The 23,303-nt window shown below is 49.7% G+C and carries 22 protein-coding genes and 1 riboswitch; of the genes, 11 read left to right on the top strand and 11 right to left on the bottom strand.

The window, feature by feature from the left end; genetic code table 11:
- Positions 1-131: 131 nt before the first annotated feature.
- The 6 genes from ACR9Y8_RS18300 to ACR9Y8_RS18275 all read right to left on the bottom strand — a co-directional run bounded on the left by ACR9Y8_RS18300 (position 132) and on the right by ACR9Y8_RS18275 (position 9,174).
- Positions 132-3,329 carry an efflux RND transporter permease subunit gene (locus ACR9Y8_RS18300; protein ID WP_481214692.1) on the bottom strand — a complete coding sequence of 1,066 codons (3,198 nt, stop codon included), beginning with the start codon at positions 3,327-3,329 and terminating at the stop codon, positions 132-134.
- Positions 3,330-3,351: 22 nt separating this feature from the next.
- The gene (locus tag ACR9Y8_RS18295) at positions 3,352-4,425 is read right to left on the bottom strand and encodes an efflux RND transporter periplasmic adaptor subunit (RefSeq protein WP_481214691.1); all 1,074 of its coding nucleotides are present in this window, start codon (positions 4,423-4,425) and stop codon (positions 3,352-3,354) included.
- Between the two features lie 2 nt (positions 4,426-4,427).
- Positions 4,428-5,789, bottom strand: coding sequence for a TolC family protein (locus ACR9Y8_RS18290; protein ID WP_481214690.1), 1,362 nt, complete (start codon positions 5,787-5,789; stop codon positions 4,428-4,430).
- Positions 5,790-5,882: 93 nt separating this feature from the next.
- Positions 5,883-6,509: a TetR/AcrR family transcriptional regulator gene (locus tag ACR9Y8_RS18285; protein WP_481214689.1), complete on the bottom strand. Its 627-nt coding sequence runs from the start codon at positions 6,507-6,509 to the stop codon at positions 5,883-5,885.
- Positions 6,510-6,519: 10 nt separating this feature from the next.
- Positions 6,520-7,131, bottom strand: coding sequence for a TetR/AcrR family transcriptional regulator (locus ACR9Y8_RS18280; RefSeq protein WP_481214688.1), 612 nt, complete (start codon positions 7,129-7,131; stop codon positions 6,520-6,522).
- A gap of 783 nt (positions 7,132-7,914) precedes the next feature.
- Positions 7,915-9,174: a pyridoxal phosphate-dependent aminotransferase gene (locus ACR9Y8_RS18275; RefSeq protein ID WP_481214687.1), complete on the bottom strand. Its 1,260-nt coding sequence runs from the start codon at positions 9,172-9,174 to the stop codon at positions 7,915-7,917.
- 335 nt (positions 9,175-9,509) lie between these two features.
- Here ACR9Y8_RS18275 and dnaN point away from each other — a divergent pair, with 335 nt between their 5' ends.
- From dnaN to ACR9Y8_RS18260, 3 genes are all read left to right on the top strand, one after another.
- Positions 9,510-10,628, top strand: coding sequence for a DNA polymerase III subunit beta (dnaN, locus tag ACR9Y8_RS18270; protein ID WP_481214686.1), 1,119 nt, complete (start codon positions 9,510-9,512; stop codon positions 10,626-10,628).
- Positions 10,629-10,930: 302 nt separating this feature from the next.
- Positions 10,931-11,761 carry a sterol desaturase family protein gene (locus tag ACR9Y8_RS18265; protein WP_481214685.1) on the top strand — a complete coding sequence of 277 codons (831 nt, stop codon included), beginning with the start codon at positions 10,931-10,933 and terminating at the stop codon, positions 11,759-11,761.
- A 41-nt stretch (positions 11,762-11,802) separates the two neighbouring features.
- A complete protein-coding gene (locus ACR9Y8_RS18260) occupies positions 11,803-12,060 on the top strand; it encodes a hypothetical protein (protein ID WP_298737053.1) in 258 nt (85 codons plus the stop codon).
- Between the two features lie 54 nt (positions 12,061-12,114).
- Here ACR9Y8_RS18260 and ACR9Y8_RS18255 read toward each other — a convergent pair whose 3' ends face one another.
- On the bottom strand, positions 12,115-12,645 hold the full coding sequence (locus ACR9Y8_RS18255; RefSeq protein WP_481214684.1) for a lipocalin family protein: 531 nt from the start codon (positions 12,643-12,645) through the stop codon (positions 12,115-12,117).
- Positions 12,646-12,707: 62 nt separating this feature from the next.
- A riboswitch (TPP riboswitch) is annotated at positions 12,708-12,814 on the top strand.
- Between the two features lie 56 nt (positions 12,815-12,870).
- Here ACR9Y8_RS18255 and thiS point away from each other — a divergent pair.
- The 7 genes from thiS to thiH all read left to right on the top strand — a co-directional run bounded on the left by thiS (position 12,871) and on the right by thiH (position 19,079).
- Positions 12,871-13,074 (top strand): sulfur carrier protein ThiS, encoded by a 204-nt coding sequence (gene thiS, locus ACR9Y8_RS18250; protein WP_481214683.1) that lies wholly within the window; start codon positions 12,871-12,873, stop codon positions 13,072-13,074.
- A 118-nt stretch (positions 13,075-13,192) separates the two neighbouring features.
- Entirely contained in the window at positions 13,193-15,058 is a 1,866-nt protein-coding gene (thiC, locus tag ACR9Y8_RS18245; RefSeq protein ID WP_481214682.1) for a phosphomethylpyrimidine synthase ThiC, read from the top strand.
- Between the two features lie 5 nt (positions 15,059-15,063).
- The gene (locus ACR9Y8_RS18240) at positions 15,064-15,681 is read left to right on the top strand and encodes a thiamine phosphate synthase (RefSeq protein WP_481214681.1); all 618 of its coding nucleotides are present in this window, start codon (positions 15,064-15,066) and stop codon (positions 15,679-15,681) included.
- Positions 15,657-16,418, top strand: coding sequence for a hydroxymethylpyrimidine/phosphomethylpyrimidine kinase (locus ACR9Y8_RS18235; RefSeq protein WP_481214680.1), 762 nt, complete (start codon positions 15,657-15,659; stop codon positions 16,416-16,418). Before ACR9Y8_RS18240 ends, ACR9Y8_RS18235 begins: the two co-directional genes overlap by 25 nt.
- Positions 16,415-17,056: a thiamine phosphate synthase gene (locus tag ACR9Y8_RS18230; RefSeq protein WP_481214679.1), complete on the top strand. Its 642-nt coding sequence runs from the start codon at positions 16,415-16,417 to the stop codon at positions 17,054-17,056. The genes ACR9Y8_RS18235 and ACR9Y8_RS18230 overlap by 4 nt, the downstream gene beginning before the upstream one ends.
- Positions 17,057-17,061: 5 nt before the next feature.
- The gene (locus ACR9Y8_RS18225; RefSeq protein WP_481214678.1) at positions 17,062-17,841 is read left to right on the top strand and encodes a HisA/HisF-related TIM barrel protein; all 780 of its coding nucleotides are present in this window, start codon (positions 17,062-17,064) and stop codon (positions 17,839-17,841) included.
- Positions 17,842-17,960: 119 nt separating this feature from the next.
- Positions 17,961-19,079, top strand: coding sequence for a 2-iminoacetate synthase ThiH (thiH, locus tag ACR9Y8_RS18220; protein ID WP_481214677.1), 1,119 nt, complete (start codon positions 17,961-17,963; stop codon positions 19,077-19,079).
- 271 nt (positions 19,080-19,350) lie between these two features.
- On the opposite strand, the gene ACR9Y8_RS18215 is transcribed toward thiH, so the two are convergent.
- On the bottom strand, positions 19,351-19,809 hold the full coding sequence (locus ACR9Y8_RS18215) for a ferritin-like domain-containing protein (protein WP_481214676.1): 459 nt from the start codon (positions 19,807-19,809) through the stop codon (positions 19,351-19,353).
- A gap of 35 nt (positions 19,810-19,844) precedes the next feature.
- Positions 19,845-20,885: a Gfo/Idh/MocA family protein gene (locus tag ACR9Y8_RS18210; protein ID WP_481214675.1), complete on the bottom strand. Its 1,041-nt coding sequence runs from the start codon at positions 20,883-20,885 to the stop codon at positions 19,845-19,847.
- A gap of 241 nt (positions 20,886-21,126) precedes the next feature.
- On the opposite strand from ACR9Y8_RS18210, the gene ACR9Y8_RS18205 reads away from it, so the two are divergent.
- Positions 21,127-21,285 carry a lmo0937 family membrane protein gene (locus ACR9Y8_RS18205; protein WP_481214674.1) on the top strand — a complete coding sequence of 53 codons (159 nt, stop codon included), beginning with the start codon at positions 21,127-21,129 and terminating at the stop codon, positions 21,283-21,285.
- A 90-nt stretch (positions 21,286-21,375) separates the two neighbouring features.
- On the opposite strand, the gene ACR9Y8_RS18200 is transcribed toward ACR9Y8_RS18205, so the two are convergent.
- On the bottom strand, positions 21,376-22,263 hold the full coding sequence (locus tag ACR9Y8_RS18200) for a DUF6528 family protein (protein WP_481214673.1): 888 nt from the start codon (positions 22,261-22,263) through the stop codon (positions 21,376-21,378).
- An 11-nt stretch (positions 22,264-22,274) separates the two neighbouring features.
- Positions 22,275-23,303 carry a FecR family protein gene (locus ACR9Y8_RS18195; RefSeq protein WP_481214672.1) on the bottom strand — a complete coding sequence of 343 codons (1,029 nt, stop codon included), beginning with the start codon at positions 23,301-23,303 and terminating at the stop codon, positions 22,275-22,277.

Below are 23,303 nucleotides of genomic sequence, written 5' to 3'. Positions count from 1 at the left end.
CCTTGGGGGTGGCACTTTTCGTTAATAAAAAAGCCGGAGTAAGAATACTCCGGCTACTACCTAAACCTACAACTGTTACACTGTTAGCAGTAACAATGCCTGTATTGTTACTATTTTTAATTTTCTTTTGATCAGTTCGCGGATAATATACCTTCCAGCGCTTCTTCTGTTTCCTCTTCCACTGTATAAGGCGCCACCATGCGCTGACGGATCAGGCGCTTTGCAGCCGGATTTCCCCAACCAAAGCGGCGCATGATGCTGTCCACAATCTTATACACCACCGGCACCACGATCAGGGTAAGGAACATAGAGCTGATCAGACCGCCGATGATCACCCATGCCAGGCCATTCTTGATAGAAGCCACACCACCGGTTGCCAGCGCAATGGGCAACATACCGATCACCATGGCGATGGTGGTCATGAGAATGGGCCGCAAACGGGCGTTGTTGGCATGGATCAGCGCTTCATATGTGCTCTGTCCCTGCTCCTTCATCTGGTTGGTAAAGTCTACCAGCATGATCGCATTCTTCGCCACCAGACCTATCAGCATGATCATACCCAGCAGGGTGAAGATGTTCAGCGTGTTATTGGTAAGGGCCAGCGCTAGCAGGGCGCCGATGATAGCCAGCGGTATGGAGAATAATACCACAAATGGATAGATGTAGCTATCATACAATGCCACCATGATGAGATACACCATTACAATTGAGATCATTAACGCAATACCGATTGTACTGAATGAATCGCCCTGGTTCTCTGCATCACCGCCAAACACATAAGATACACCGGAGGGCCTGGACAGCTTTGTCAATGCCTGTGCAAACTCCTGTTGTACGGTACCTGCAGGGCGACCTATCACCTGTGACTGCACGGAAACGGAAGTGCTCTTATCCCTTCTTTCCAGGCGGCTGGGGCCACTGCTCTCAATGATGTTCGCAAACTGTGACAATTTGATCAGCTGGCCCTGGTTATTGGCAAACTGGATGTTGGCCACATCCTGGATGTTCTTCCGGTTGAAATCATCGAAGCGGATGTTGATATCATATTCATAACCACCCTGGCGGAACTTCGCTTTTGAATCATCTGCCGTACCATTAAAAGCCGTTTGCATGGTAGAACCTACCTGGTCAAGGGTAAGGCCCAGGGCCGACATCTTATCACGGTCCACCTGTACATTGATCTCCGGGTTACCTTCATCTACAGATAGTTTTATATCACTGGTACCATCTATTTTCCGCAATACCTCCATCGCCTGTTTAGAATATGCCATTACGCTATCCAGCTCTGTACCCATTACTACCAGCTCTACCGGTGCGCGGTCTGCCGTACCCATGATATTCACGGGAATGGTCTTCACCTTTACGCCTGGCAGCAACTTTTTCAGTTCCGTTTTTGTTTTAGCTGCGTAGATATCTACCTCTTCGCGTTTGCTCTGGTCAATCAGCATTACTGTAACCTCGGATTTATACGCGGTAGATTGTGATGCACCGAAACCATCTTCACTAGTCTGACCTACCGTGGTGATCAAACGTTCTACTGCTGGTTGTTTGGAAAGATACTGTTCCACTTTACGGGTAGCCTGATTAGATTGTTCTACAGAAGCATCCTTGGGTAATTCCAGCTGCACAATGAACTGGCCCCTGTCGCCTTTGGCAATAAACTCACCACCAATGTACCCTTTGACAAGCAGCATGAAGGAAGCCATGAGCAGGCCTACGGCCACTACCAGGGTAATGGCTTTGTGCGCCAGCGCCCATTTCAGCAAACCGGTCATCCAGTCTGTAAACTTTTGCAGCTGTCTTTCAAACCAGAGAATGAAGCGTTCGAAAATATTCTTGCCGGTCATGTGCTCCAGCTTACCAAAGCGGGAAGACAACAGCGGCACTATCATGAAGGATGAAAGCAAACTAAGCATGGTAGAGATCATCACCACTACACAAAACTCACGCAGGATCTTTGATACCAGGCCATCGGTAAGAGATATGGGCAGGAACACCACCACAATTACCAGGGTAATGGAAGTAACGGTAAAGCCGATCTCTTTTACGCCATCAAACGCTGCACGTACTTTGTTCTTGCCCATCTCCATGTGACGGTAGATATTTTCCAGCACCACAATGGCGTCATCCACCAGGATACCTACTACCAGGGAAAGCCCCATGAGCGACATCAGGTTAAGTGTATACCCGAAGAGCTTCATGCCTATGAAAGTAGCGATCAGTGAGGCAGGAATAGAGATCATTACGAAGATGGCATTGCGGATGCTGTGCAGGAACAGCAGCATCACCAGCGCGACCAGCGCAACCGCAATGATAAGGTCGTGCACTACAGAATCTGCTGATTCCAGCGTAAAGTCGGATGAGTCATTAGCGATCACGATCTTCAAACCGTTCTGTGCATAATCTTTCTCGATGCCCGCAATGGATTTCTTCACTTCCTCACTTACGGTTACGGCGTTGGCATCTGTTTGCTTCTGCAGCTGCAAAGCGATAGCGTTCACACCATCTACACGGGCAATACGCTCTACATCTTTCTGTCCGTCCTGTACATCTCCTACATCCTGCAACCGGATCTGGGTACCGGTGGAGGTTGTGCTCAGCACCAGGTTACGCAGCTGGTCCACATTTTTATACTTACCAGACAGGCGGATCAGGATCTGCTGATCGGTAGTTTTGGCCTTACCGGTAGGGAAGTCGAGGTTGGCATTGGTGATCGTCTGCCTTACCTGTAGGATAGAGAGGTTATAAGCCTGCAGTTTAGCAGGATCCACATTCACCTGTATCTCGCGTTCACGACCGCCTGTCAGCGATACCTGGGCCATGCCCGGAAGGCGAGACAGCAGGGGCTGGATCTTTTTATCCACCAGGTCGTAGAACTGTTTGTCGTCCATTTTAGCAGTGGCAGACAACGTCATGATCGGCAGATCGTCTAAGGAGAATTTATTCAGGGAAGGCTGTTTCGCATCTTCCGGCAGATCGGCCAGGATGGCGTTGATCTTGCGTTGGGCGTCCTGCATGCCGATGTCTACGTTCGCGTCGCTGTTCAGTTCCACGGTGACAACAGACAGGCCTTCGGAAGATTTGGAAGTGATCTTCTTGACTTTTTCCATGGAAGCGATGGCGTCCTCTATTTTCTTGGTAACGGTAGCCTCTACTTCACCGGGGGCAGCGCCGGGGTATACCGTACTGATGGTCACCACCGGGTTACTGAACTTAGGCAGCAGCTCGTAATTGAGCGATTTGTAGCTCATTACCCCCAGCAGGGTAAGGATGGTAAATACCACTACCACAATGGTAGGCCTTTTAATGGATATCTCTGTGATCTTCATTTTTCGTCGGTTTGTGCTGCAGCTATGATTTTGCAGCGGTTTGCACGGTCACTTTCGATCCATCTACCAGGTTGATCTGTCCGCTGGTAATCACGGTCTCTCCTTCGTTCAGTCCTTCCCGTATTTCCACCTGGTCGCCGTAGATCCGGCCAGCTACTACCTTACGCAATTTGGCGCTGTCGCCTTCCATCACAAAGACCTGGTTGCTGTTCACGCCACCGGCAAAGGCGGTGCGGGCGATCAACATCACAGGCGCTGTTTTCGGCATTTCAAAATGGGCGGTGCCATACATGCCTGCTTTCAGTTGTTTGCCAGCAATGTTGGTCACTTCCATTTCTACCGGGTAGTTCAGCGTGTTATCGCCTTTAGCGGCTATGAAGGTGATGCGGCCTTCGTAAGAAGCTTCGGGGAACACATTGGCGGTCACCTTCACTTTATCGCCTTCCTTCAGGGTCACTACCTGCGCTTCAGGCACGCTTACTGCCAGTTTTAAACGGGATACATCCACGATGTCGAACATCTTGTCGCCGGCCCTGAGGTAAGCGCCCTGCTCAACATACTTGGCATTGATCACACCCTGGATAGGCGCCTTCACGCGCGTGTCGCGGATACGGCGGCTGGCGGCTTCGTAGCGGGTAACGGCCTGATCGTACTGCACACGGATATCGTCTACCTGCTTCTGTGTAACACCGCCGGTTTTGAAGGCGCTCTCATATCTTTCCTTATCCACTTTCAGCTGGTCCATACTTACTTTATAGTTCTGCAGGTCGGTGCCCAGGATCTCATCATCTACACGTGCCATTACCTGTCCGGGTTTCACATAACTGCCTTCGTCAACCGAAAGGTCAGTTATGCGGCCGGAGGTTTCTGCCAGGTAGGTCAGTTCACGGATAGGCTCAAAATTTCCGTTCGCTGCAAAGCCCTGCGAAAAGTCTGTTTTCTTCACCTGCTGTACCAGCACAGGTACTTCACCGGTATTGCTTTGTTTTACATATTTTGTTTTGGCCTCGTTCTCTTTTTTATTAGCGCCCAGTTTCCACATGATCAACACCAGCGCCAATACGGTCAAGCCTCCCCAGATAAAGATCTTTTTCATGTTTAGTTCAGTAAGTTTTTAAGGTTACCGTTGGATTTTATGATATCCAGCTCTGCCAGTTTGTATTGCAGCAGTGCTTCATTGTAGTTGTTCTGCGCTTCGGTGAGCGAAGTCTCCGAGTCCAGCAGGTCCGTCAGGCTGGCCAGTCCCAGTTTATAATTATTCTGGGTAGAGGCGTACACTTCATTGGCCAGGTCTACGTTCTCCTGCTGTGCCTTGATGGTGGTCAGGTTGCTCTGCACCTGCAGTTTGGCGTTTTCAAAAGCAGTGCTGAGCGAGAGGGCGGTTTCCTCTTTCTGTTTGTTCAGCTGGCGAAGCTTCACGTTAGCCTGGCTAACCCGGGAGCGGCGGCCGAAACCGTCAAAGATGGGCACCTTCAGGGTAACCCCTACTGAAGAAGTACCATACCAGTTGGCGGTAGAGCCATTGGATTTTGATTTCAGGAAGTCGAACTTATTACTCAGTCCATTGTATGTGTAGTTACCTGTTAATGACAGGGTAGGGTAATACTCTGCAATGTAAGCTTTCTTTTGCAGCTCCTGCAGCTCTACCTGTTTATCCAGCAGGCGGTATTCTATCCTGTTATTAAGATCGAGGTTGCCGAAGGCAAGGCCGGCGGCTGATTTATCTTTCAGTTCGTCGAAAGAAGCAGCAGGCAGTTCTACGGTGGTATCCATGGACATACCGATGGTTTGTTTGAGCTGGTTCAGCTGCAGCCGGTACTGGTTCTCCTGCTGGATGCGCTGTGTTTTATAGTTGGTGAGGTTCACCTTAATGCGGTCCAGGTCTATTTTACGGGCCAGGCCATTCTCCAGCTGGGATTTGGTGGTCTCTGTAAGGGTGGTCAGCTTTTCGATATTCGCGTCCAGCACGCGGATCTTCTCGCGGCTAACGAGGGCCTGGTAATAGGCCTGGCTTACGTTGTAGATCACGCTTTCTTCAGATTGCGCGGTAGCCATCTTATAGTATTCTTCCGTTGTTCTGGCGGCTTTGAGGCCGGTGAACACGGTCTGGTCAAATACTTTCTGTTCCAGACTGGCGCCGGCGGCAATGTTGTGCGTAAGGCCTGATTCCAGCAGCACGGTTTGTCCGGGTTGGCCTAGCACCTCGCCAGGCAGAGGAAATACCGGTTTCTTGATATTATTGGTATAAGTACCCGTACCATTGATCTGCGGCAGTGCGCGTGCTTTTACTTCGCTTGTTTTGAAGCGGCCCATATCCTCATCCATACGGGTGTATGCCAGTTTCTGGTTGTTGGCCAGGGCATATTTAAGACACTCCTGTAGTGTCATTCCCGTTTGGGCATAGCCGTTGTAGACTCCTATCCCCGTTAAGAGGATAAGCAGTAGCTTTAACCGTTTCATTGATTATTGAATTTTTTTCTTTAGGCAAGAGGCAGCCAGGCCATGTGCATGCTATGCACCGGCAGTGTCACTGTTTCCTCTTCATTGGAAATTTTAAATGGTAGTCAGATCCTGTTCTTCTATTTTGAAATACCGGCCCGCCAGCCTTCGGCCTTTCAGCGTGGCGATGCCCATGATATAGTTTGTTGTTATTTCCTGCATTACTGCATGCAGCTCAAACTCTGCGGCCGGATACTGTAAAGGATCAAAGACCGTTTCCAACTGTAGCTGCCGCATGCGGGCGATGATATCAATATTGAAGTGACTGCTGAACAATCCTTCCTCCATTCCTCTCTGCAGGTTCCCGCGGATGTGTTGTAGTACTGCATCCCGTCTGAACTGCGCTATCTCTTTTGCTATTTCCGGGTGATATTTCTGCACTTCATACAGCATAACCGGGTTCATGGTTCGTGCACGGGCCTGGATGTTCGCTGTTGTTCTTATTACCTCGTCAATGGCGTCTGCCGCTTCGTTCCGATCGTTTGTCATTTCCTCTTTCAGCGTTCCCAGTAAGGTGCGAATGCCAGCCTGAATCAACTCCGCCTTATCTGTGAAATGCTCGTACACTGTTTTCTTCGAGATACCACATTCGCGTGCAATATCGAACATGGTTACGTTCTTAATGCCTATCGTTCTGAACATCCGAAGCGCTGTTTCTAAGATCCTTTCCTGCACTGCCATGATTTCCCGATTAATGCCGTTTGAGTGCTTTTATAAATATTTCCGATAATAGTTGCTGCTTGAACATGATCTGGTCCACTTCTTCCGGAGTGAGATCTATATAATCCGGTGGGCGGTCCAGCACCGTAAAGCGTAACCCTTCCATGGCCTGGTTGTAAAGGATGGCCATTCCCTGCGGATCTTCCACCTGCAGCTCGCCGCTTTCAACGCCTGCTTTGATCACACGGGCAATCAATTTATCATCCCTTTCCCGGGCTTCTTTGATCACCTGCTGCATTTCTTCCGGCTGGGTTTCATTCAGGATCCTGAAGAGCTCCAGGCGGCAGAAACGGCGGATAAAATTGGAACGCACCTCGGTGATCTGTTGCAGGGCAGCTGCTGCTGAAACAATATGCTCTGCCACAGCTTCCAGTTCAGCGAAGAAGTTCTCTGCTATTTTCATCAGTACTGCGCGGTGCAGTCCTTTCTTGTCCGGGAAATAATAATATAACGACGCCTTTGAACACCCGAGGTCTTCTGCGATCTCGTTCATGGTGGTTTTGGCGGAGCCATAATGGGTAAAGCGCTTGAGAGCTGCCTCCAAGATCCTCTCTTTCATTTCATCTTTGGTCTCTGCAATCATTTTACTTTTTGACTTTTTTGGTTTCTGAGTCAAAAGTAGAATATTTTTTGGAAATAGTAAAAGCAGTTGACCAATTAACAGTTATTTAACTTTTCGTAGAGAAAAGTCAAAAAGTCGAAAAGAGAAGATAAGTGGTTGGGAATGAATGTCATTGAGCTGATGGAAGGGTGGTTCTCAGGCGGTGGTCAAAGGAAAAGTAATGGAAGGATAGCTATCGTGCCGTCATTGCGAGACACAGCCAAGGGATAGAGCGCGGCGCGACGAAGCAATCCCACTAACGACAAACCGCAAGCAGTAAAACATAATCGTCGCCTTTTGCCGTTTGTGAGATTGCTTCGGCCCGGCCACCCGCAAGGCCCTGAAGCGCCTCGCAATGACGGAGGAGGAAGACCCTTGGCGGTCTTGGCGCGAACGAGTGGTGAGGAGATTGCGCCAGGAGATTGCTTCGGCCCGGCCACCCGCAAGGCCCTGAAGCGCCTCGCATTGACGGAGGAGGAAGACCAGACTATATAACCAGTAGCAGGATTAGACAACCTGTATAGTGATTTTAGGACTAGGCATAGCGGGCAAACTAGGGGATGTCCGGTATATGTCCGGTATATGTCGGGTAGTTGACGGGTAGATGTCCGGTATCTTATAAGAGACCAGACATCTACAGCTGAAGTACCTTTTAATGAGCCATCTGCTAGACGGTATCCATAAGTCCCCAGGCAATAAAAAACGAAAGCCGCACCTTTGGGATGCGGCTTTACCGTTAATCTTATTAAACCATCTAATTGAATGCTATTTGAGTTTCTCCAGGGCCAGTTTCAGCTGCTGAAGCATAGCCGGGATCTCTTCCTTCACGCAGGTACCTACGCTGAGGCGGTACCAGGGAGAGTCTTTGGCGGCGCCGAAGGCGTAGAAGGGTACTACGGCCAGTTTAGCTTCGTCCAGGATGTAGGAGGTAACGGCTGCCTGTGTATCCAGCACCTTGCCGTTAGCCGTGGTTTTGCCATGCAGGTCGAGTTTGATGGTGAGGTAGATGGCTGCCTGAGGGGCGATACAATCTACGGGATGGCCATCTTTCTTCAGGTTGGCAAAGCCTTCGTATATCTTTACCAGCCTTTCTTCCACTTCGGCTTTGAAGTGCTGCAGGTATTTATCTACATTTTCTTTCTGCACCAGGTAACGGGCAGCTGCTTTTTGCTCTGCCATAGGGCTCCAGGCGCCTACGTGAGAGAGGATAGACTTCATTTTGCCGATCACGTGTGCAGGACCTAAAGCCCAGCCCACACGTACACCGGTAGCAGCAAAAGCCTTACTCATACCGTCGATGAAAATGGTGTAGTCTCTCAGCTCCGGACGGAGGGATACCGGGTTGTAGTGGTGCGTTTCGCCGAAGGTAAGCACCCAGTACATCTGGTCGTACATGATGTACAGCGGCTTTTCATCAGCGCCACGGCTTTTGTTCTCGGCTATTACCAGATCACAGATCTCTTCCAGCTGCTTTTTACCGAAGGTAGTGCCGGTGGGGTTCTGCGGAGAGCAGAGGGCCAGCAGGGTAGCGCCCTTTAACAGGGGCTTCAGTTCGGCAGCAGTAGGCATGAAGTCGTTTTCCGGTGTAGTTTCCAGTACCACGTGCTCGGCTTCCAGGAAGTGGGTATAGTGGTTGTTATTCCAGGAAGGTGTTGCGTAGATCACTTTTTCGCCGCGATCTACAATGGTACGGTAAGTAGCGTATATAATGGGACGGCCGCCACAGGAGATCACGATCTCTTTAGCAGGGTCGTAATCCAGCCCTTCGCGTTCAGCAATGAACCCGCCTACTGCTTTACGCAGTTCGGGAATACCGTCTGCAGGGGGATAGTTGGTGTAGTGTTCCTTGTAAGCAGTGATAATTTCCTGCTCAAACTCCACGGGGATAGGAAAAACCTTAGGATCGAAATCGCCGATGGTAAAGTTGTAGATCTTATCGCCTTTCGCCATCTTTTCCTTTATCTCGCCGGCCAGCTTAATAATTTCAGACCCGATCAAAGTTTCGGCTAGATGAGACAGTTTCATAAATCCCGGTTTTTTGGTTTTGTTAATGTTTTTTGCGCGCCAAAGGTAACCGATCTGTATATAATTTGAAAGAATGTCAATATTCTTTTTATAATTTTCAATAAAGTGCCTATTACGCAATATTTATTTTAACAAAAGCCGCAAAACGCAGGCTTTCCATCTAACATTAGGTTTTGCCCTAATGTTTGTCCACAGCGGATTGTTTAAAAAAATATAGGCGGGAATTGATAAAGGAGTTGCAGAAAAATAGTAAACTAGCGATCTAATTGCCAAATTACCAAACTAAGTAAATTAGTAGGTATCTTTGCTACCCATTTCAAAAATCATACTGACAGATGAAATTTATTGTTTCTTCCTCTACTTTGTTAAAACAATTACAACAGATCAGCGGGGTGATCAACTCCAATACGGTGCTGCCCATATTGGAAGATTTTCTTTTCCTGATTGACAAGAACCAGTTAACGGTGGTTGCCACCGACCTTGAAACTGTAATGAAGGTAAAGCTGGAGGTAGAAGCCAAAGAAAGCGGCCGTATCTGCATTCCGGCAAAGATCCTGATGGACTCGCTGAAGAACCTGCCGGATCAGCCGCTGACCTTTCACATCGACCTGAACTCTTACGCCGTGGAGATCACTTCAGATAACGGTAAGTACAAGGTGATGGGAGAGAACCCTGAGAATTTCCCGAAGGAGCCTACGGCAGATGATACCACCTCCTTTTCGCTGGTGTCTTCCGCCCTGGTGACTGCCATCAATAAAACGCTGTTCGCCGTGAGCAACGATGACCTGCGCCCTGCGATGACAGGTGTTTACTTCGAGCTCGCCAACAAGAGCCTCACTTTTGTAGCCACTGACGCGCACCGCCTGGTAAAGTATGTAAGAACAGACGCCAACTGCCCCCAGGCAGATACTTTCATCGTGCCTAAAAAGCCGCTGAACCTGTTAAAATCGGCTTTACCTGATAACGAGAGCGAAGTAAAGATCTCTTACAGCCAGAACCATTTCTTTGTATCGCACGACGGCGCCCAGATGATCTGTCGCCTGATAGACGCCCGTTTTCCTGACTACAAAGTGGTAATTCCGAAAGACAATCCTTACCGCCTTACCCTGGCAAAATCTGATTTCCAGAATGCGCTGAAACGGGTAAGCGTGTTTGCCAATAAAAGCACTAACCAGGTAGCGCTGAACATCACCGGCAGCGAGCTGCAGCTGACCGCCCAGGATGTGGACTTTTCTTTTGAAGGTACAGAACGCATGAGTTGCCAGTACACCGGTGATGATATGCAGATCGCTTTTAACGCGAAATTCCTCATCGAAATGCTGCACGCTGCAGAAGGTGACGAGATCAGTATTGAGCTGTCTACCCCCACTAAAGCAGGCATCCTGAGACCTTCTGAAAAAACGGAAAATGAAGACCTGCTGATGCTGGTAATGCCGCTGATGCTGAATAACTAGCTGTTAGCTATCGGCTTCTGGCTATTAGCTATGAAGCGATTTTATACTAACAGCTAAAAGCCAAAAGCTAATAGCTAATTTCACCTATATGTAAAGCAATCTCTGACAAAGAGGTTGCTTTTTTCTTTATAGTAGCGCACTCTGCCGCTAAATTTTCCGCTTAAAAAATCGTAATTTAAGGTAGCAAAAACAGACAGGACAGTAACTACAGGACAGTAACTAAGAGTGTATGTATACAGTGCGACACGGGCATCGTGTGCGGTGTATAAGCGACATTCATTTATCAATTGCCCGAACGAGTCATGGAGGCATTCTTCGAAAATATACCCCCATCTTACCGCAGTGCATTACTGGTGGCAGGGTTGCTGTTGTTATGGATCATTGAAGGGTTCATTCCCCGGTTCCGTTTCAGCAACAATCGTTACCGGCATGCAGGCACCAACCTATTCTTTACGGTTACCACAGCCATTATCAATGTTGGATTTGCGTTCCTGGTGGTAAAGGCTTCCGAATGGACCGGTCGTGCACAGTTTGGGCTGCTGTACTGGCTGGGAGTGCCTGCCTGGCTGCATTTCATACTGGCTTTGCTGATGCTGGATTTCCTGGGCGCCTACCTGATCCACCTGGTGCAGCACAAAGTGGGATGGATGTGGCATTTTCACAAGATCCACCACATTGATACTAACATAGATGTTACTACAGCCTTACGGCATCACCCGGTAGAAAGTGTTTTTCGTGTAGGCGCACTTATTGTGGCCATTGTAAGTATGGGCATTCCCATCTGGGTGGTGATGCTGTATCAAAGCCTGTCTGCCGCGATGTCGCAGTTTAACCACGCCAACATAAAACTGCCGGGCTGGCTGGACAAAAGCCTGAGCTGGATCGTTGTGTCGCCGGATATGCACAAGGTGCATCACAGCTGTTACCAGCCTGAAACAGATTCCAACTATGCTAATATATTTTCTATATGGGACCGTATCTGCGGCACCTTTGTGACGGTGGCGGATACTACGCGCATCCGTTACGGACTGGATGAATACCAGGATGCCAGGTACCAGGATATAGGCCCCTTACTGAAAGTTCCCTGGGAAAAAACAAATGTGCTGATGGAGCAACAGCCGGTTAATTCATGATGGAAATACTCATTCCTGTAATCTATAATTAAAATAGTGATATGGCAACACAACATCACATTGCTTCAACAAAAATAGCCGGTTTTATAGGCCTCTTTGTAGGCGTTATTGCCGCGATTGCTTCTTTTGTCACCAAGAGCCCTAATACCGCCATTGTACTCGGTAGCGTCGGCGCTGTTGTCAGTATTTTTTGTATGTGGAAATCCCGCAAGAATATTGACGACATGCAACTGGCTACTGCGGGACTGTTTATGGCGGTGGTATCTGTGGTGGTAGGTCTGTGGCTGATATACAGTTGAGAAAGCGATATAAAAGCAAAAGTAAGCTGTTGTTTCTCTACAAGGGAGGGCAGTTTATTTTTGCTTTTTTCCTTTAACCCTTCCCGCCTTTTCTATCTTCCTCTCGTATTGTTCCAGGTATCCCTCGGCTGCTTTTACAGGAAATATTACCAGTGTGGTATCTGTAAGGTCTTTGATGATCGTAGTGTCTACAGTAGCCGCAGAATCTTTCTCATGTACGCCTTCCGTATGGTTCCATAACAGGAGGGTATCTTTTGAGAGCGCCCATTTTTCATATACCAGTGTATACATATTGATGGAGTGGGCGCTGCCGTCTTTCCTGAGGTCAAAGCCCTGGGTTTCCTTGTCACGTCCCTGTACCGGGCGCAGCCACTTGCCAATAAGCGCCTGCGGCTCATAACTGATGGTATCTGCCCGGATGAATGAAGTATCGGGCAAAGGAGCAATGCCTGTGCTGTCTGCCAGTTTCACCAGGCTGCTGTCAACATCCGCAACGGTATCAGTAGCCGTCTTTGCTGGTTTGGCTTGCTGTCTGCAGGCCAGGGCGGTAATAAACATTGCGGTCAGTAACAGGTTCCTGTTCATATGGCTTCAAAGATACCAAATTACAAATCCAATTTGGGATTTAGGCATTGATCATTATCTTTGAATCACTTTAGGGGTGTTTCCCGGAGCAAACCACCGGGAAGCTGAGATAATACCCTCAGTACCTGACGCAGCTCATACTGCCGGAGGGAAAAGTTACTGATCATATCTCTTCTTTACACACATCCTTAAAGTTTATTGTTTCATCTAAAATTCCTGTAACACATGGAAGTACTTGTGAACAATAAACTTTATGCGGTGCAGCCAGCCACTACTCTTGCTGCACTCTTACAGTTTATTCAACTGCCATCCGCAAAAGGCATTGCCATTGCCATTAACAATGAAGTGATCCCCAAAGCGCACTGGGATCAGCAAACCCTGCAGGCTTCAGACAGGGTCACGATTATCAGGGCCACGCAAGGCGGATAAGTAAATTACCATCTCTGACTACCAGATGATGATCAGCGTATCGCTACGCCGATCGTCCCTGCCTGCATTCCTGTAACGAACGCTTAACAACAATCCTAACAGCAAAAACTCATTTGTAATGGCTCAACAAGCTAATGCGCACACTATCAGCCGCGCACCTTTCCCCGCCTCGGGCAAGATCTATGTACCCGGACAACTGCATGACATCAAAGTGGCCATGCGTGAAATTACCTTAACACCTACACGCCTGAACGGCCGGAACGGAGACGAGGTTCCCAATGCGCCGGTAGTAGTGTATGATACCAGCGGCCCCTATACAGATCCCGCTGCCGATATTGATGTACGCAAAGGCCTGCCGCGCCTGCGGGAGCCCTGGATACAGCAGCGCAACGATACTGAAACGTTAACACGCCTCACGTCTGCATATGGCCGTGAACGCCTGGAAGACAAAAAGCTGGACGCGCTGCGCTTTACCCACCTGCAAACACCGCTGCGCGCCAAAGCAGGGCACAATGTTTCGCAGATGCATTATGCCCGTCAGGGTATGATCACCCCGGAAATGGAATATATCGCCATCCGCGAGAACCAATGCGCAGAGCAGCTATTTCGCGAAAACAACGAGCTGTGGCAGCAGCACAAAGGCCACTCTTTCGGCGCCAATACACCGGTACAATTCATCACCCCTGAATTTGTACGCCAGGAAGTGGCGGCAGGCAGGGCGATCATCCCCTCCAACATCAATCACCCGGAAAGCGAGCCCATGATCATCGGGCGTAATTTCCTGGTAAAGATCAATGCGAATATCGGCAACTCCGCCGTGAGCTCCAGCATAGAGGAAGAAGTGGAAAAAGCAGTATGGGCCTGCCGCTGGGGAGCTGACACCATCATGGACCTGAGCACCGGCAAACATATACATGAAACCAGGGAATGGATCATCCGTAACTCTCCTGTGCCCATCGGCACCGTGCCTATTTACCAGGCCCTGGAAAAAGTGAACGGCAAAGCGGAAGAGCTGACATGGGAACTGTTCCGCGATACGCTGATCGAACAGGCAGAGCAAGGCGTTGATTACTTCACCATCCATGCCGGGGTACTCCTGCGCTATGTACCGCTTACGGCTAAACGTACTACGGGGATTGTAAGCCGCGGCGGCTCCATCATGGCAAAATGGTGCCTCGCTCACCATAAGGAGAATTTCCTGTACACGAATTTTGAAGAGATCTGCGAGATCATGAAAGCCTATGATGTTGCCTTCTCCCTGGGCGATGGTCTGCGTCCCGGCAGCATTGCAGACGCCAATGACGCCGCACAGTTCGGCGAACTGGAAACACTCGGGGAGCTGACAACACATGCCTGGAAACACGATGTGCAGGTAATGATAGAAGGCCCGGGGCACGTGCCCATGCAGCTGATCAAAGTGAATATGGAGAAGCAATTGCAGCATTGCCATGAAGCACCCTTCTATACACTGGGCCCCCTGACAACAGATATTGCGCCCGGCTATGATCATATCACCTCTGCTATCGGTGCGGCTATGATCGGCTGGTTCGGCACTGCGATGCTGTGCTATGTAACGCCGAAGGAACACCTTGGGCTGCCTAATAAAGAAGACGTAAGACAAGGCGTAATTGCTTATAAGATCGCTGCCCATGCAGCCGACCTGGCAAAAGGCCATCCCGGCGCGCAGCACCGTGACAATGCCCTGAGCAAGGCCCGCTTTGAGTTCCGCTGGGAAGACCAGTTCAACCTTTCGCTGGATCCGGAAACTGCCAAGTCTTATCACGATGAAACACTGCCTGCAGAAGGCGCCAAGATCGCACACTTTTGTTCCATGTGCGGCCCTCATTTCTGTTCTATGAAGATCACGCAGGAAGTACGGGAATTTGCCAGCACGCAAGGCGTCAGCGAAGCAGATGCACTTAGCGCAGGGATGGAAGCACAGGCCGAAGCATTTAAAGTACAGGGAGGAGAGATCTATTTCTAATCGCCATGCTACTTATCATCACACCTGCGGATCATCTTCCGGGAGAAACGGAGTGTTGGAAGGAGTTGCTTGCTGCAGGAGCAGACGCCATCCTCTTACGTAAACCCGGCTGGACGGAAGATGATTATGTCAGCCTGCTGGAGCAGACAGATCCCGCTGTTTATCCGCACATACTGATTGCACAGCATTGCCAGCTGCAACAGCGTTATGGATTGCTGGGCGCTCACTTCAGTGAGCACCTGCGCAACAGCACGCCGCCGCAATGGCTGGAAGCGCTGCGCAGCGAAGGCTGCCTGCTCAGTACGGGCATACATCACACCAGCGCCTTGCCCGTAATGACCCCACAGTGGGATCTGTTACTGCTAAGTCCTGTGTTTGACAGCATCTCCAAACCCGGATACAAGGGACAAATACAAGAGGACTTTCGTTTACAGCGTGACACCAATGCTGGTAACGCACGTATACTGGCTTTGGGCGGCGTGGATCAAAGCAATGCGGCAGTAGCACAGCAAATGGGATTTGATGGCATCGCCCTCCTGGGCGCTGTTTGGCAGGACCCTGATAAGGCAGTGGAACACTTCATCAAAATAAAAGAGGAATGGAACGGGATCGCCCATACGTAATGAGCCTGGCAGGACTGGACCCCAGCGGGGGCGCCGGGCTGCTGGCGGACATCAAGGCTTTTGAAGCGCAGCGTACTTATGGGCTGGGGGTCTGTACGGCTCTCACCGTGCAAACAGACCAGCAATTCCTTTCGGTAGACTGGCTGCCAGCCGCACGCATAATTGCACAGGCGGAGCCGCTGCTCAAAAAGTTCATGCCGGCCTATTGTAAAATAGGGATCATGGCCGATGTGCCTACCCTGCTGGAAGTACTGCAAGCCCTGCATTCCCTGCGGCCAGGCATCCGCATTGTGCTGGATCCTGTGCTAAAGGCTTCGGCCGGGTTCAGCTTTCACCAAGATGGACAGGCGATCGCCTGGAAGGCCATACTGCCTTACCTCTACCTGCTCACGCCCAATTATAACGAAGTACTGGCGCTAAACAACCAGCCGCCCCATGCAGACGGGCAAGCCGCTGCCCGGGCGCTCAGCAGGCATTGCGCCGTGCTGCTTAAAGGAGGGCACCGGCCCGACCGTAAAGGCTGGGATACCCTTTATTGGGCTGATGGGGAGCAAGACCTTGCTCCCGCCGATCAGTCCCTATCTGCCAAACACGGCTCAGGCTGTGTACTCTCTGCCGCCATCACCGCGCAACTGACCCTGGGGCATTCCCTGCCGGAAGCCTGCATTAACGGAAAAGCGTATACGGAAAAGTTCCTGGGCAGTCATTCATCACTATTAGGATACCATTTATTATGATCAGCAACTTACATTACATATCACAGCAAACAGATGGCGCAGACCATACCGATAACATTAAAGCCGCTTGTGACGCAGGCTGCAACTGGATACAGCTGCGCATCAAGAACGCGGGCCCTGAAGCCGTCATGCCAGCAGCCCTGGCTGCAAAAAAGATCTGCGAAGCCTACCAGGCAAAGCTTATCATCAATGATTACCCGGAGATTGCCAAAGCCGTAGCCGCAGATGGCGTGCACGTAGGCAAAAATGATATGACCGTGGCCGCAGCCAGGGCCATCACCGGTCCGGGATTTATTATAGGCGGCACCGCCAATACGCTGGCAGATATACTGCAACATGTAGAGGATGAAGCGAATTACGTGGGGCTGGGGCCTTACCGCTTTACCACTACTAAAAAGAACCTTAGTCCCATACTGGGCCTTGAAGGGATTGCGCTTATTGTGCAACAGCTGAAAGAGCAGGGTATAGCGATACCGGTGGTAGCCATCGGCGGCATTTTGCTGGAAGATATACCAGGCTTGCAGGCGGCGGGTGTACATGGCGTGGCAGTAAGCGGCCTGATAACAGCTGCTGTGAACAGGCAACAACTGGTGAGCAATATTTATGAAAGCTTAAAACCATTAAACTATCAATCCTGACCATCATGAAACAACTGGAAATAGCCGGACGTACCTTTCAATCCCGCCTGTTCACCGGCACGGGCAAGTTCTCCTCTGCAGCCATAATGGAGCAGGCCTTGCTGAGCTCCGGCACTGAGCTGGTAACAGTAGCCCTAAAACGGGTGGATATGCACAACCAGGCAGATGATATGCTGCAACATCTCGCACATCCGCAGCTGCAACTGCTGCCTAATACTTCGGGCGTACGGACTGCTAAAGAAGCCATCTATGCGGCACAGCTGGCACGCGAGGCGCTGGAGACCAATTGGGTGAAGCTCGAGATCCATCCTGATCCGCGCTACCTGCTGCCAGATCCGATAGAGACGCTGGCGGCAGCAGAAGCCCTGGTGAAACTGGGATTTATAGTACTGCCTTATGTGCATGCAGACCCTGTATTATGCAAACGGCTGGAAGATGTGGGCACTGCTGCGGTGATGCCGCTAGGCGCGCCTATTGGCAGTAATAAGGGGCTGCGGACCTTTGATTTCCTGGAGATCATTATTGAACAGAGCAGGGTGCCGGTGGTAGTGGATGCGGGTATAGGAAGGCCGTCTGATGCTGCCAGGGCGATGGAAATGGGGGCGGATGCTGTGTTGGTGAATACGGCGATAGCGGTGGCGCAAAACCCGGTACAGATGGCATTAGCGTTTAAGGAGGCGGTGATAGCCGGAAGAATGGCGTATGAGGCGGGCCTGCCGGGGGTAAGGCAGGAGGCGGTGGCGAGTAGTCCGTTGGTGGCTTTCCTGGATGACGAAAAGGTTTGAGGTTTGAAGCTTGAAGTTCGCTAAAGGTGAATGCCCGGGACAGTTGTCTTTCCGGAGAATCTCGCTTTGAACCTCAAACTAACTTCAAACCTCAAACCTCAAGCTTTAAACTTTTAATAATGCAAACAAGCTTTAAAGAGATATTTGATCAATACGACTGGGATACCGTAAAAGCGGAGATCTACAGTAAGACGGCACGGGATGTGGAACGCGCGCTGGCGGCCTCCAAACGGAACCTGGAAGATCTCAAGGCCCTGCTGTCTCCTGCGGCGCAGCCTTATCTTGAGCAGATGGCGCAACTCAGTCATCGTTTGACGTTGCAGCGTTTTGGCAATACGATGCAGCTGTACATTCCCCTGTATCTTTCCAACGAGTGCCAGAATATCTGCACCTACTGCGGCTTTAGCCTGGATAATAAGATACGTCGTAAAATATTGAACGAGGCGGAGATCCTGCAGGAGGTAAAAGCAATCAAGTCTATGGGCTATGAACATGTGCTGCTGGTAACAGGCGAAGCCTGGCAAACGGTGGGGCTGGATTATTTCAAAGATGCCCTGCAATTAGTGCGGCCGCACTTCTCCCACATCAGCATGGAGGTGCAGCCCATGGATGAAGCGGAATATGCCGAGCTGATACCATTGGGACTACAAAGCATATTGGTATACCAGGAAACCTATCACCGGGCGGATTATAAGCTGCATCACCCCAAAGGGCGTAAATCCAATTTTGACTACCGGCTGGAAACGCCGGACCGCCTGGGGCGAGCGGGCATCCATAAGATAGGTTTAGGCGTGTTGATAGGATTGGAAGACTGGAGAACAGACAGTTTCTTTACCGCCTTGCACCTGCAATACCTGGAAAAGACCTACTGGCAAACCAGGTACAGCATCTCTTTTCCGAGGCTGCGCCCTTGTTCAGGCGGCCTGCCTCCCAAGGTAGAAATGAAAGACCGTGAGCTGGTACAGCTGATCTGCGCCTACCGTCTGCTGGATCCTGATGTAGAGCTTAGCCTTTCTACCCGGGAATCGGAGCACTTCAGGGACCACGTGATCAAGCTGGGCATTACCACCATGAGTGCGGGCTCCAAAACTAATCCGGGCGGGTATGCCAGCGACCCGCAATCGCTGGAACAGTTTGAAATATCGGATGAACGAAGCGCTAATGCGGTGGCCAATATGCTGAAGCGGCAAGGATATGAGCCGGTGTGGAAGGACTGGGATAAAGCTTTCAGCAGCTAGCTACCAGCTTTTAGCAAAATGCAGTGGCTAAGCGCTAACTGCCAACGACCAGCAGCTCAAAATTAAAGTGCCTTCCACCACGGGAGGAGGAAGGCACTGTGAAAACCTAAATCCATTAATCATTAAAACTTAATTGGGAGTTACTTATAAACATAAGCGGCAGCCATCATACTGTTCAAATTTAAGCCGCTCATAATGAACAACCTATTAACAAACCCAAATGAACAAAATGAACAGGCTCGTTGCTGTCTGCACAGCATAAATGGTCACTTTAGCTTACTTTCTCCATATCCCGGTAAGTTTTAATGGTATCGTGTGAGCGCCTGAGCGCTCCTTTCTGGTTAGCGATGAGTTCCCTCAGGCTGTACGGCATTGGTGTATCTGTACGGAGGGCTTCCTCATAGGCCCGCTGAGCGGCATCTTCTCCATATTCACAGCTGGCCAGGATCGCATGGCGGCTATCGCCACTGAAAGTTGCCTTCACATCCATCCATGCACGATAGATCTTGCCTGAAACGGTGGTACCTGTTTCAATATCACTACCTAACTTCACCCGCTCTTCATTCAGCTGACTCTCATAAGTACGGCTTTCATCTATCATGCGTTGGAATAATGCTTTCAGGTCTGCGTCATCGGTTTGTGCTATTGCCTTTTCATACCCTTCTATACGATCATTATTGATCTTTACGAGGTCGCTTAACAGCTCCACTAATTTTTCATTCTGTTGCATGGTTCATATTATTTTGAAGTTTGTAAATATGGTTATTACAATAGGCGTTCCTCCTTGCCGGAGTCTATGCTGCGGTAGATCGCTGCTATTACGCGCATATCTTTCAGCCCTTCTGCGCCGTTAACGGGTGAGGGCTCGTTGTATATAATGCTATAGGCTACATGGTCAAGTAACACCTCTTCCGGCATTACTTCAGGAAACTTCATTTCTTCTTTATTCACCTTACCGCGGATCTTTTCCGGGCTGAAGGCGGGGTTAAGAGAAAAATTTCCCTGTTCTGCTTCCACTTCAATAAGGTTTTGCTCATCTCCGTAACTACAGGTGCAATCAGCGATAGCGCCTGAAGGAAAGCCCATTTCCCAGTGTACTGCATCTTCCATTTCGTTGTCTGCATCTGACCTTCTGCTTTCTTTATGTGCTTTTACATATACAGGTTCCTCACCGGTGATATGCCTGCATGCCTGCACCAGCCACAGGCCCAGATCCAGCAGGACGCCACCACCGGCCATCTCTTTCTTTCTTCTCCAATTGTCATTACCGGCATTCAGGCGACAGCTGTAACGGGCTTTTATCTGCTTTACTTTCCCCATTATACCACAGGTACCCAATCTTTCCATCTCCTGGTGCCAGGGACTGAACTGCAGATGATAGCTGGTATACAGCCGCACCTTGTGCTTTTTAGCAGCAGTTACTATTTCGCCGCATTCTTTTACAGAAGGGGCTAAGGGCATCTCACACAATATATGCTTGCCTGCTGCTGCCGCCTTCAACGCGTATTTGTGATGCAGCGCATTGGGCACTGCTACATACACCAGTTCTATTGCGTTGTTTTTGCAGATCTCCTCCATTTCATCATAGTAGAATACCTGACATTCATCGATATTATGCTCCGCGGCCACCTGCTTTTTATCGTGATCATTGCCGCAGATCACTGCTGCCAGTCCACAGTAGCTGGATTGATGTACAGCGGGGATGATGCGTTCTTTGCTAAATGTTCCTAATCCCAATATGGCTATACCTAATCTTTGCTGTATTATTTCACTGTCGCCGAGGGGCATTACTTTCGGAAAGGCCATCTGCTTTATTTTTCTAAACTATATTTCCAAAAATGCTACCAGTTGGAAACGCCGTCCGGAGCGCTCTTTCCGAGGGGTTGCCACCTGCTGATTATGACCTATTTTTTGCACGCATGGTGGAATCCGTTCCACAATACAACGAGCCCCAAAGGCCTTTTTTACAGCGCTATATATTAGTTATAAGGGGCTTGAGTATTGGCACAGAATTTTAACTACATCTGTCAACCAAAACACGTAGTATATGAGAAGCATACTGTATCTGATAGCCGTTATTCTGATTATAGGATGGGTATTAGGCTTTTTTGTATATTCTGCCGGTGGCCTTATACATGCATTGCTGGTATTGGCTATTATAGCCATATTACTGAGTGTGATCCGTGGCAGGGCGCCTGTAGATTGAGTATGCCGGTTGAGGCTGGTATAATTCTTTAACCGATATGAAGAATGAATCGCCGGTAAACATCTTACCGGTCATTCATTCTTCTTTCTTTTATGGAGCGTAGCTGAATGAATTGGGCAGCACCCAACGCGCTTTATATATTTTCAATCCTTCTCCGAAGAAGATGCGCTTACCGGTGATGTCGATCACTTCATCTGTCCACCAGGATGTTTTAGGTTTTATAATGATCACCGGGAGCCCGGCAGGGCCGCTTGTAATGCTTTTGATATGTTCCTGGTGGGGCGTATTGAACTGTTCCAGCTGATGGTCGGACAGTTTATACTGGTATACGTGCGTGGTGTTGGTCAACCATAGTGCATCGTCTCCATAAACAGGAAAGAGATCATGCGCTTCGGTGCCAGGCAATGCAATGACCGTATCAGGGGAAAGATCGGGTTGCGTTTTATTGAAGTTATAATGGAATGCTTTCAGCTCAGACATAGCAGCAGACCAGAGCAACTGGCGTTGTTTGTCCCACACCACGTTATGCCCGAAAGCGATCGGGATCTTCTTACTGTACACCTGCTGCGGGGCGCGCAGCGTATCCACGCTGAACAACATCAGGTAATTATCCGTGCTGGATGCGGTTACAATGTTACCATCGGGCAATAGTTCTGCAGAGTGAGTATTACCACCGGCATAGGCATAGAAAACCGTCTTCTTATCGGCAATACGAACCAATGCTACACCTCCACCGGAGGCGCAGGTAAGCACGTATTTCCCACCGTATACTACCTTGGCTTCACTGGGGTTATTAAACCACTTCAGGTGCTCAGGCTTTACATTGGAAAGCGCAGGTTTCCATTCCCATACGATCTGCTGGGTGGATACATCAGCAATGGCTATACGGTGTTGTGATTGTTCAGCAAGTATAATGCGTTGTGCGGAGCTGTCTGCCGGGAGTAGGATGGCAGCGGCGTACATCAGCCAGTTGATCATTGTCATCTCTGTTATCTCGAAATATGGTATCCGGTGCTATCCTGTGACAGCTGCAGGCGGTTCAGTTCAGCAATGGTTTTCAGTATGCCGTGAACGGCATCTTTCCTGCTGATGGTTCCTGTGAAGTAGTACTTCTTTAGCTGCTGCGTGGAATAGCTGATGTTGACGTTGTAGACAGTTTCAAACTTTTTAAGCACCTCAGGCAGTGGTACATTGGTAAACAGGAGCTCTTCGCCGTTCTCTGCAATGTTGCCTTTTAATGGTTCCGGCTTTACGCTTCCCGGAGCAGGTTCGTACCGGTAAACGGTGAGCGAACTTTCTCCTTTGTTGAAGGCGCATTCCTGGCCGGGTGTTAAATAGACAATGCCTTTTTCGGCTTGAGCTCCTGTTGTTTTTACCATTACCTTACCGGTCAGCAATCTTACTTTCACGGCTGCATCGCCTTTATAGGCGCTGACCCTGAAGGCTGTTCCGAGTACGGTGGTTGCTACATTTCCAGAATATACAATAAATGGTCGTCCCTCGTCCTGTGCGACATTAAATGTGGCTGCACCCACCAGGGTGAGCACGCGTTGCGTCCGGGTGAACCCGGGCGTCCATCGCAGGGAGCTATATTGCTCCAATGCTACATGGGAGCCATCCGGCAATGTAATATGCCTTATGGCAGTTCCTGTATTCTTTACTACAGTATCCTGTATTTGCTGGTGGTGGCTGGCTAAAACGGGTTGCAGATCTTTTACCTGCTGTTGCTGTTGCCACCAGTAAGCGCCGGCTGAGAGCAAAAGGGCAATGGTTGCGGCCCAGGCGCTATAGCGGCGGATGCGTGATATTTTTGACTCCCGGTGCACTTCGTTCAGCATGGTGGCGCTGTGTTCAGGATGAAGGCGGCCTTCCGGCTCGTACGCTTCCCATTCCTGTTCCGGCAGCCATGCTTCCAGTTCTTCCGGGTGTTGTTCCAGATATTTCCCCACTGCGGATGCTTCTTCTGCAGTACATTGGTTCTGAAAAAATTTCTCTATTAATGCACGGGTAATCTTCAT

The organism is Chitinophaga sp. SVR4-12A (assembly GCF_056754765.1).
Note: the sequence above shows the minus strand (reverse complement) of the source record. Positions and strands in the feature narration are given on the sequence as shown.

Excerpts from the sequence above, each read along its gene's own strand:
- ACR9Y8_RS18230 (WP_481214679.1), top strand. The coding sequence starts at position 16,415 with ATGATCAGCAACTTACATTACATATCACAGCAAACAGATGGCGCAGAC.
- ACR9Y8_RS18260 (WP_298737053.1), top strand. The coding sequence starts at position 11,803 with ATGGCAACACAACATCACATTGCTTCAACAAAAATAGCCGGTTTTATA.
- ACR9Y8_RS18225 (WP_481214678.1), top strand. The coding sequence starts at position 17,062 with ATGAAACAACTGGAAATAGCCGGACGTACCTTTCAATCCCGCCTGTTC.
- ACR9Y8_RS18280 (WP_481214688.1), bottom strand. The coding sequence starts at position 7,131 with ATGATTGCAGAGACCAAAGATGAAATGAAAGAGAGGATCTTGGAGGCA.
- ACR9Y8_RS18195 (WP_481214672.1), bottom strand. The coding sequence starts at position 23,303 with ATGAAGATTACCCGTGCATTAATAGAGAAATTTTTTCAGAACCAATGT.
- dnaN (WP_481214686.1), top strand. The coding sequence starts at position 9,510 with ATGAAATTTATTGTTTCTTCCTCTACTTTGTTAAAACAATTACAACAG.
- ACR9Y8_RS18265 (WP_481214685.1), top strand. The coding sequence starts at position 10,931 with ATGGAGGCATTCTTCGAAAATATACCCCCATCTTACCGCAGTGCATTA.
- ACR9Y8_RS18285 (WP_481214689.1), bottom strand. The coding sequence starts at position 6,509 with ATGGCAGTGCAGGAAAGGATCTTAGAAACAGCGCTTCGGATGTTCAGA.
- ACR9Y8_RS18200 (WP_481214673.1), bottom strand. The coding sequence starts at position 22,263 with ATGATCAACTGGCTGATGTACGCCGCTGCCATCCTACTCCCGGCAGAC.
- thiC (WP_481214682.1), top strand. The coding sequence starts at position 13,193 with ATGGCTCAACAAGCTAATGCGCACACTATCAGCCGCGCACCTTTCCCC.
- ACR9Y8_RS18300 (WP_481214692.1), bottom strand. The coding sequence starts at position 3,329 with ATGAAGATCACAGAGATATCCATTAAAAGGCCTACCATTGTGGTAGTG.
- ACR9Y8_RS18215 (WP_481214676.1), bottom strand. The coding sequence starts at position 19,809 with ATGCAACAGAATGAAAAATTAGTGGAGCTGTTAAGCGACCTCGTAAAG.
- ACR9Y8_RS18205 (WP_481214674.1), top strand. The coding sequence starts at position 21,127 with ATGAGAAGCATACTGTATCTGATAGCCGTTATTCTGATTATAGGATGG.
- ACR9Y8_RS18210 (WP_481214675.1), bottom strand. The coding sequence starts at position 20,885 with ATGGCCTTTCCGAAAGTAATGCCCCTCGGCGACAGTGAAATAATACAG.
- ACR9Y8_RS18255 (WP_481214684.1), bottom strand. The coding sequence starts at position 12,645 with ATGAACAGGAACCTGTTACTGACCGCAATGTTTATTACCGCCCTGGCC.
- thiH (WP_481214677.1), top strand. The coding sequence starts at position 17,961 with ATGCAAACAAGCTTTAAAGAGATATTTGATCAATACGACTGGGATACC.
- thiS (WP_481214683.1), top strand. The coding sequence starts at position 12,871 with ATGGAAGTACTTGTGAACAATAAACTTTATGCGGTGCAGCCAGCCACT.
- ACR9Y8_RS18235 (WP_481214680.1), top strand. The coding sequence starts at position 15,657 with ATGGAACGGGATCGCCCATACGTAATGAGCCTGGCAGGACTGGACCCC.
- ACR9Y8_RS18275 (WP_481214687.1), bottom strand. The coding sequence starts at position 9,174 with ATGAAACTGTCTCATCTAGCCGAAACTTTGATCGGGTCTGAAATTATT.
- ACR9Y8_RS18240 (WP_481214681.1), top strand. The coding sequence starts at position 15,064 with ATGCTACTTATCATCACACCTGCGGATCATCTTCCGGGAGAAACGGAG.
- ACR9Y8_RS18290 (WP_481214690.1), bottom strand. The coding sequence starts at position 5,789 with ATGAAACGGTTAAAGCTACTGCTTATCCTCTTAACGGGGATAGGAGTC.
- ACR9Y8_RS18295 (WP_481214691.1), bottom strand. The coding sequence starts at position 4,425 with ATGAAAAAGATCTTTATCTGGGGAGGCTTGACCGTATTGGCGCTGGTG.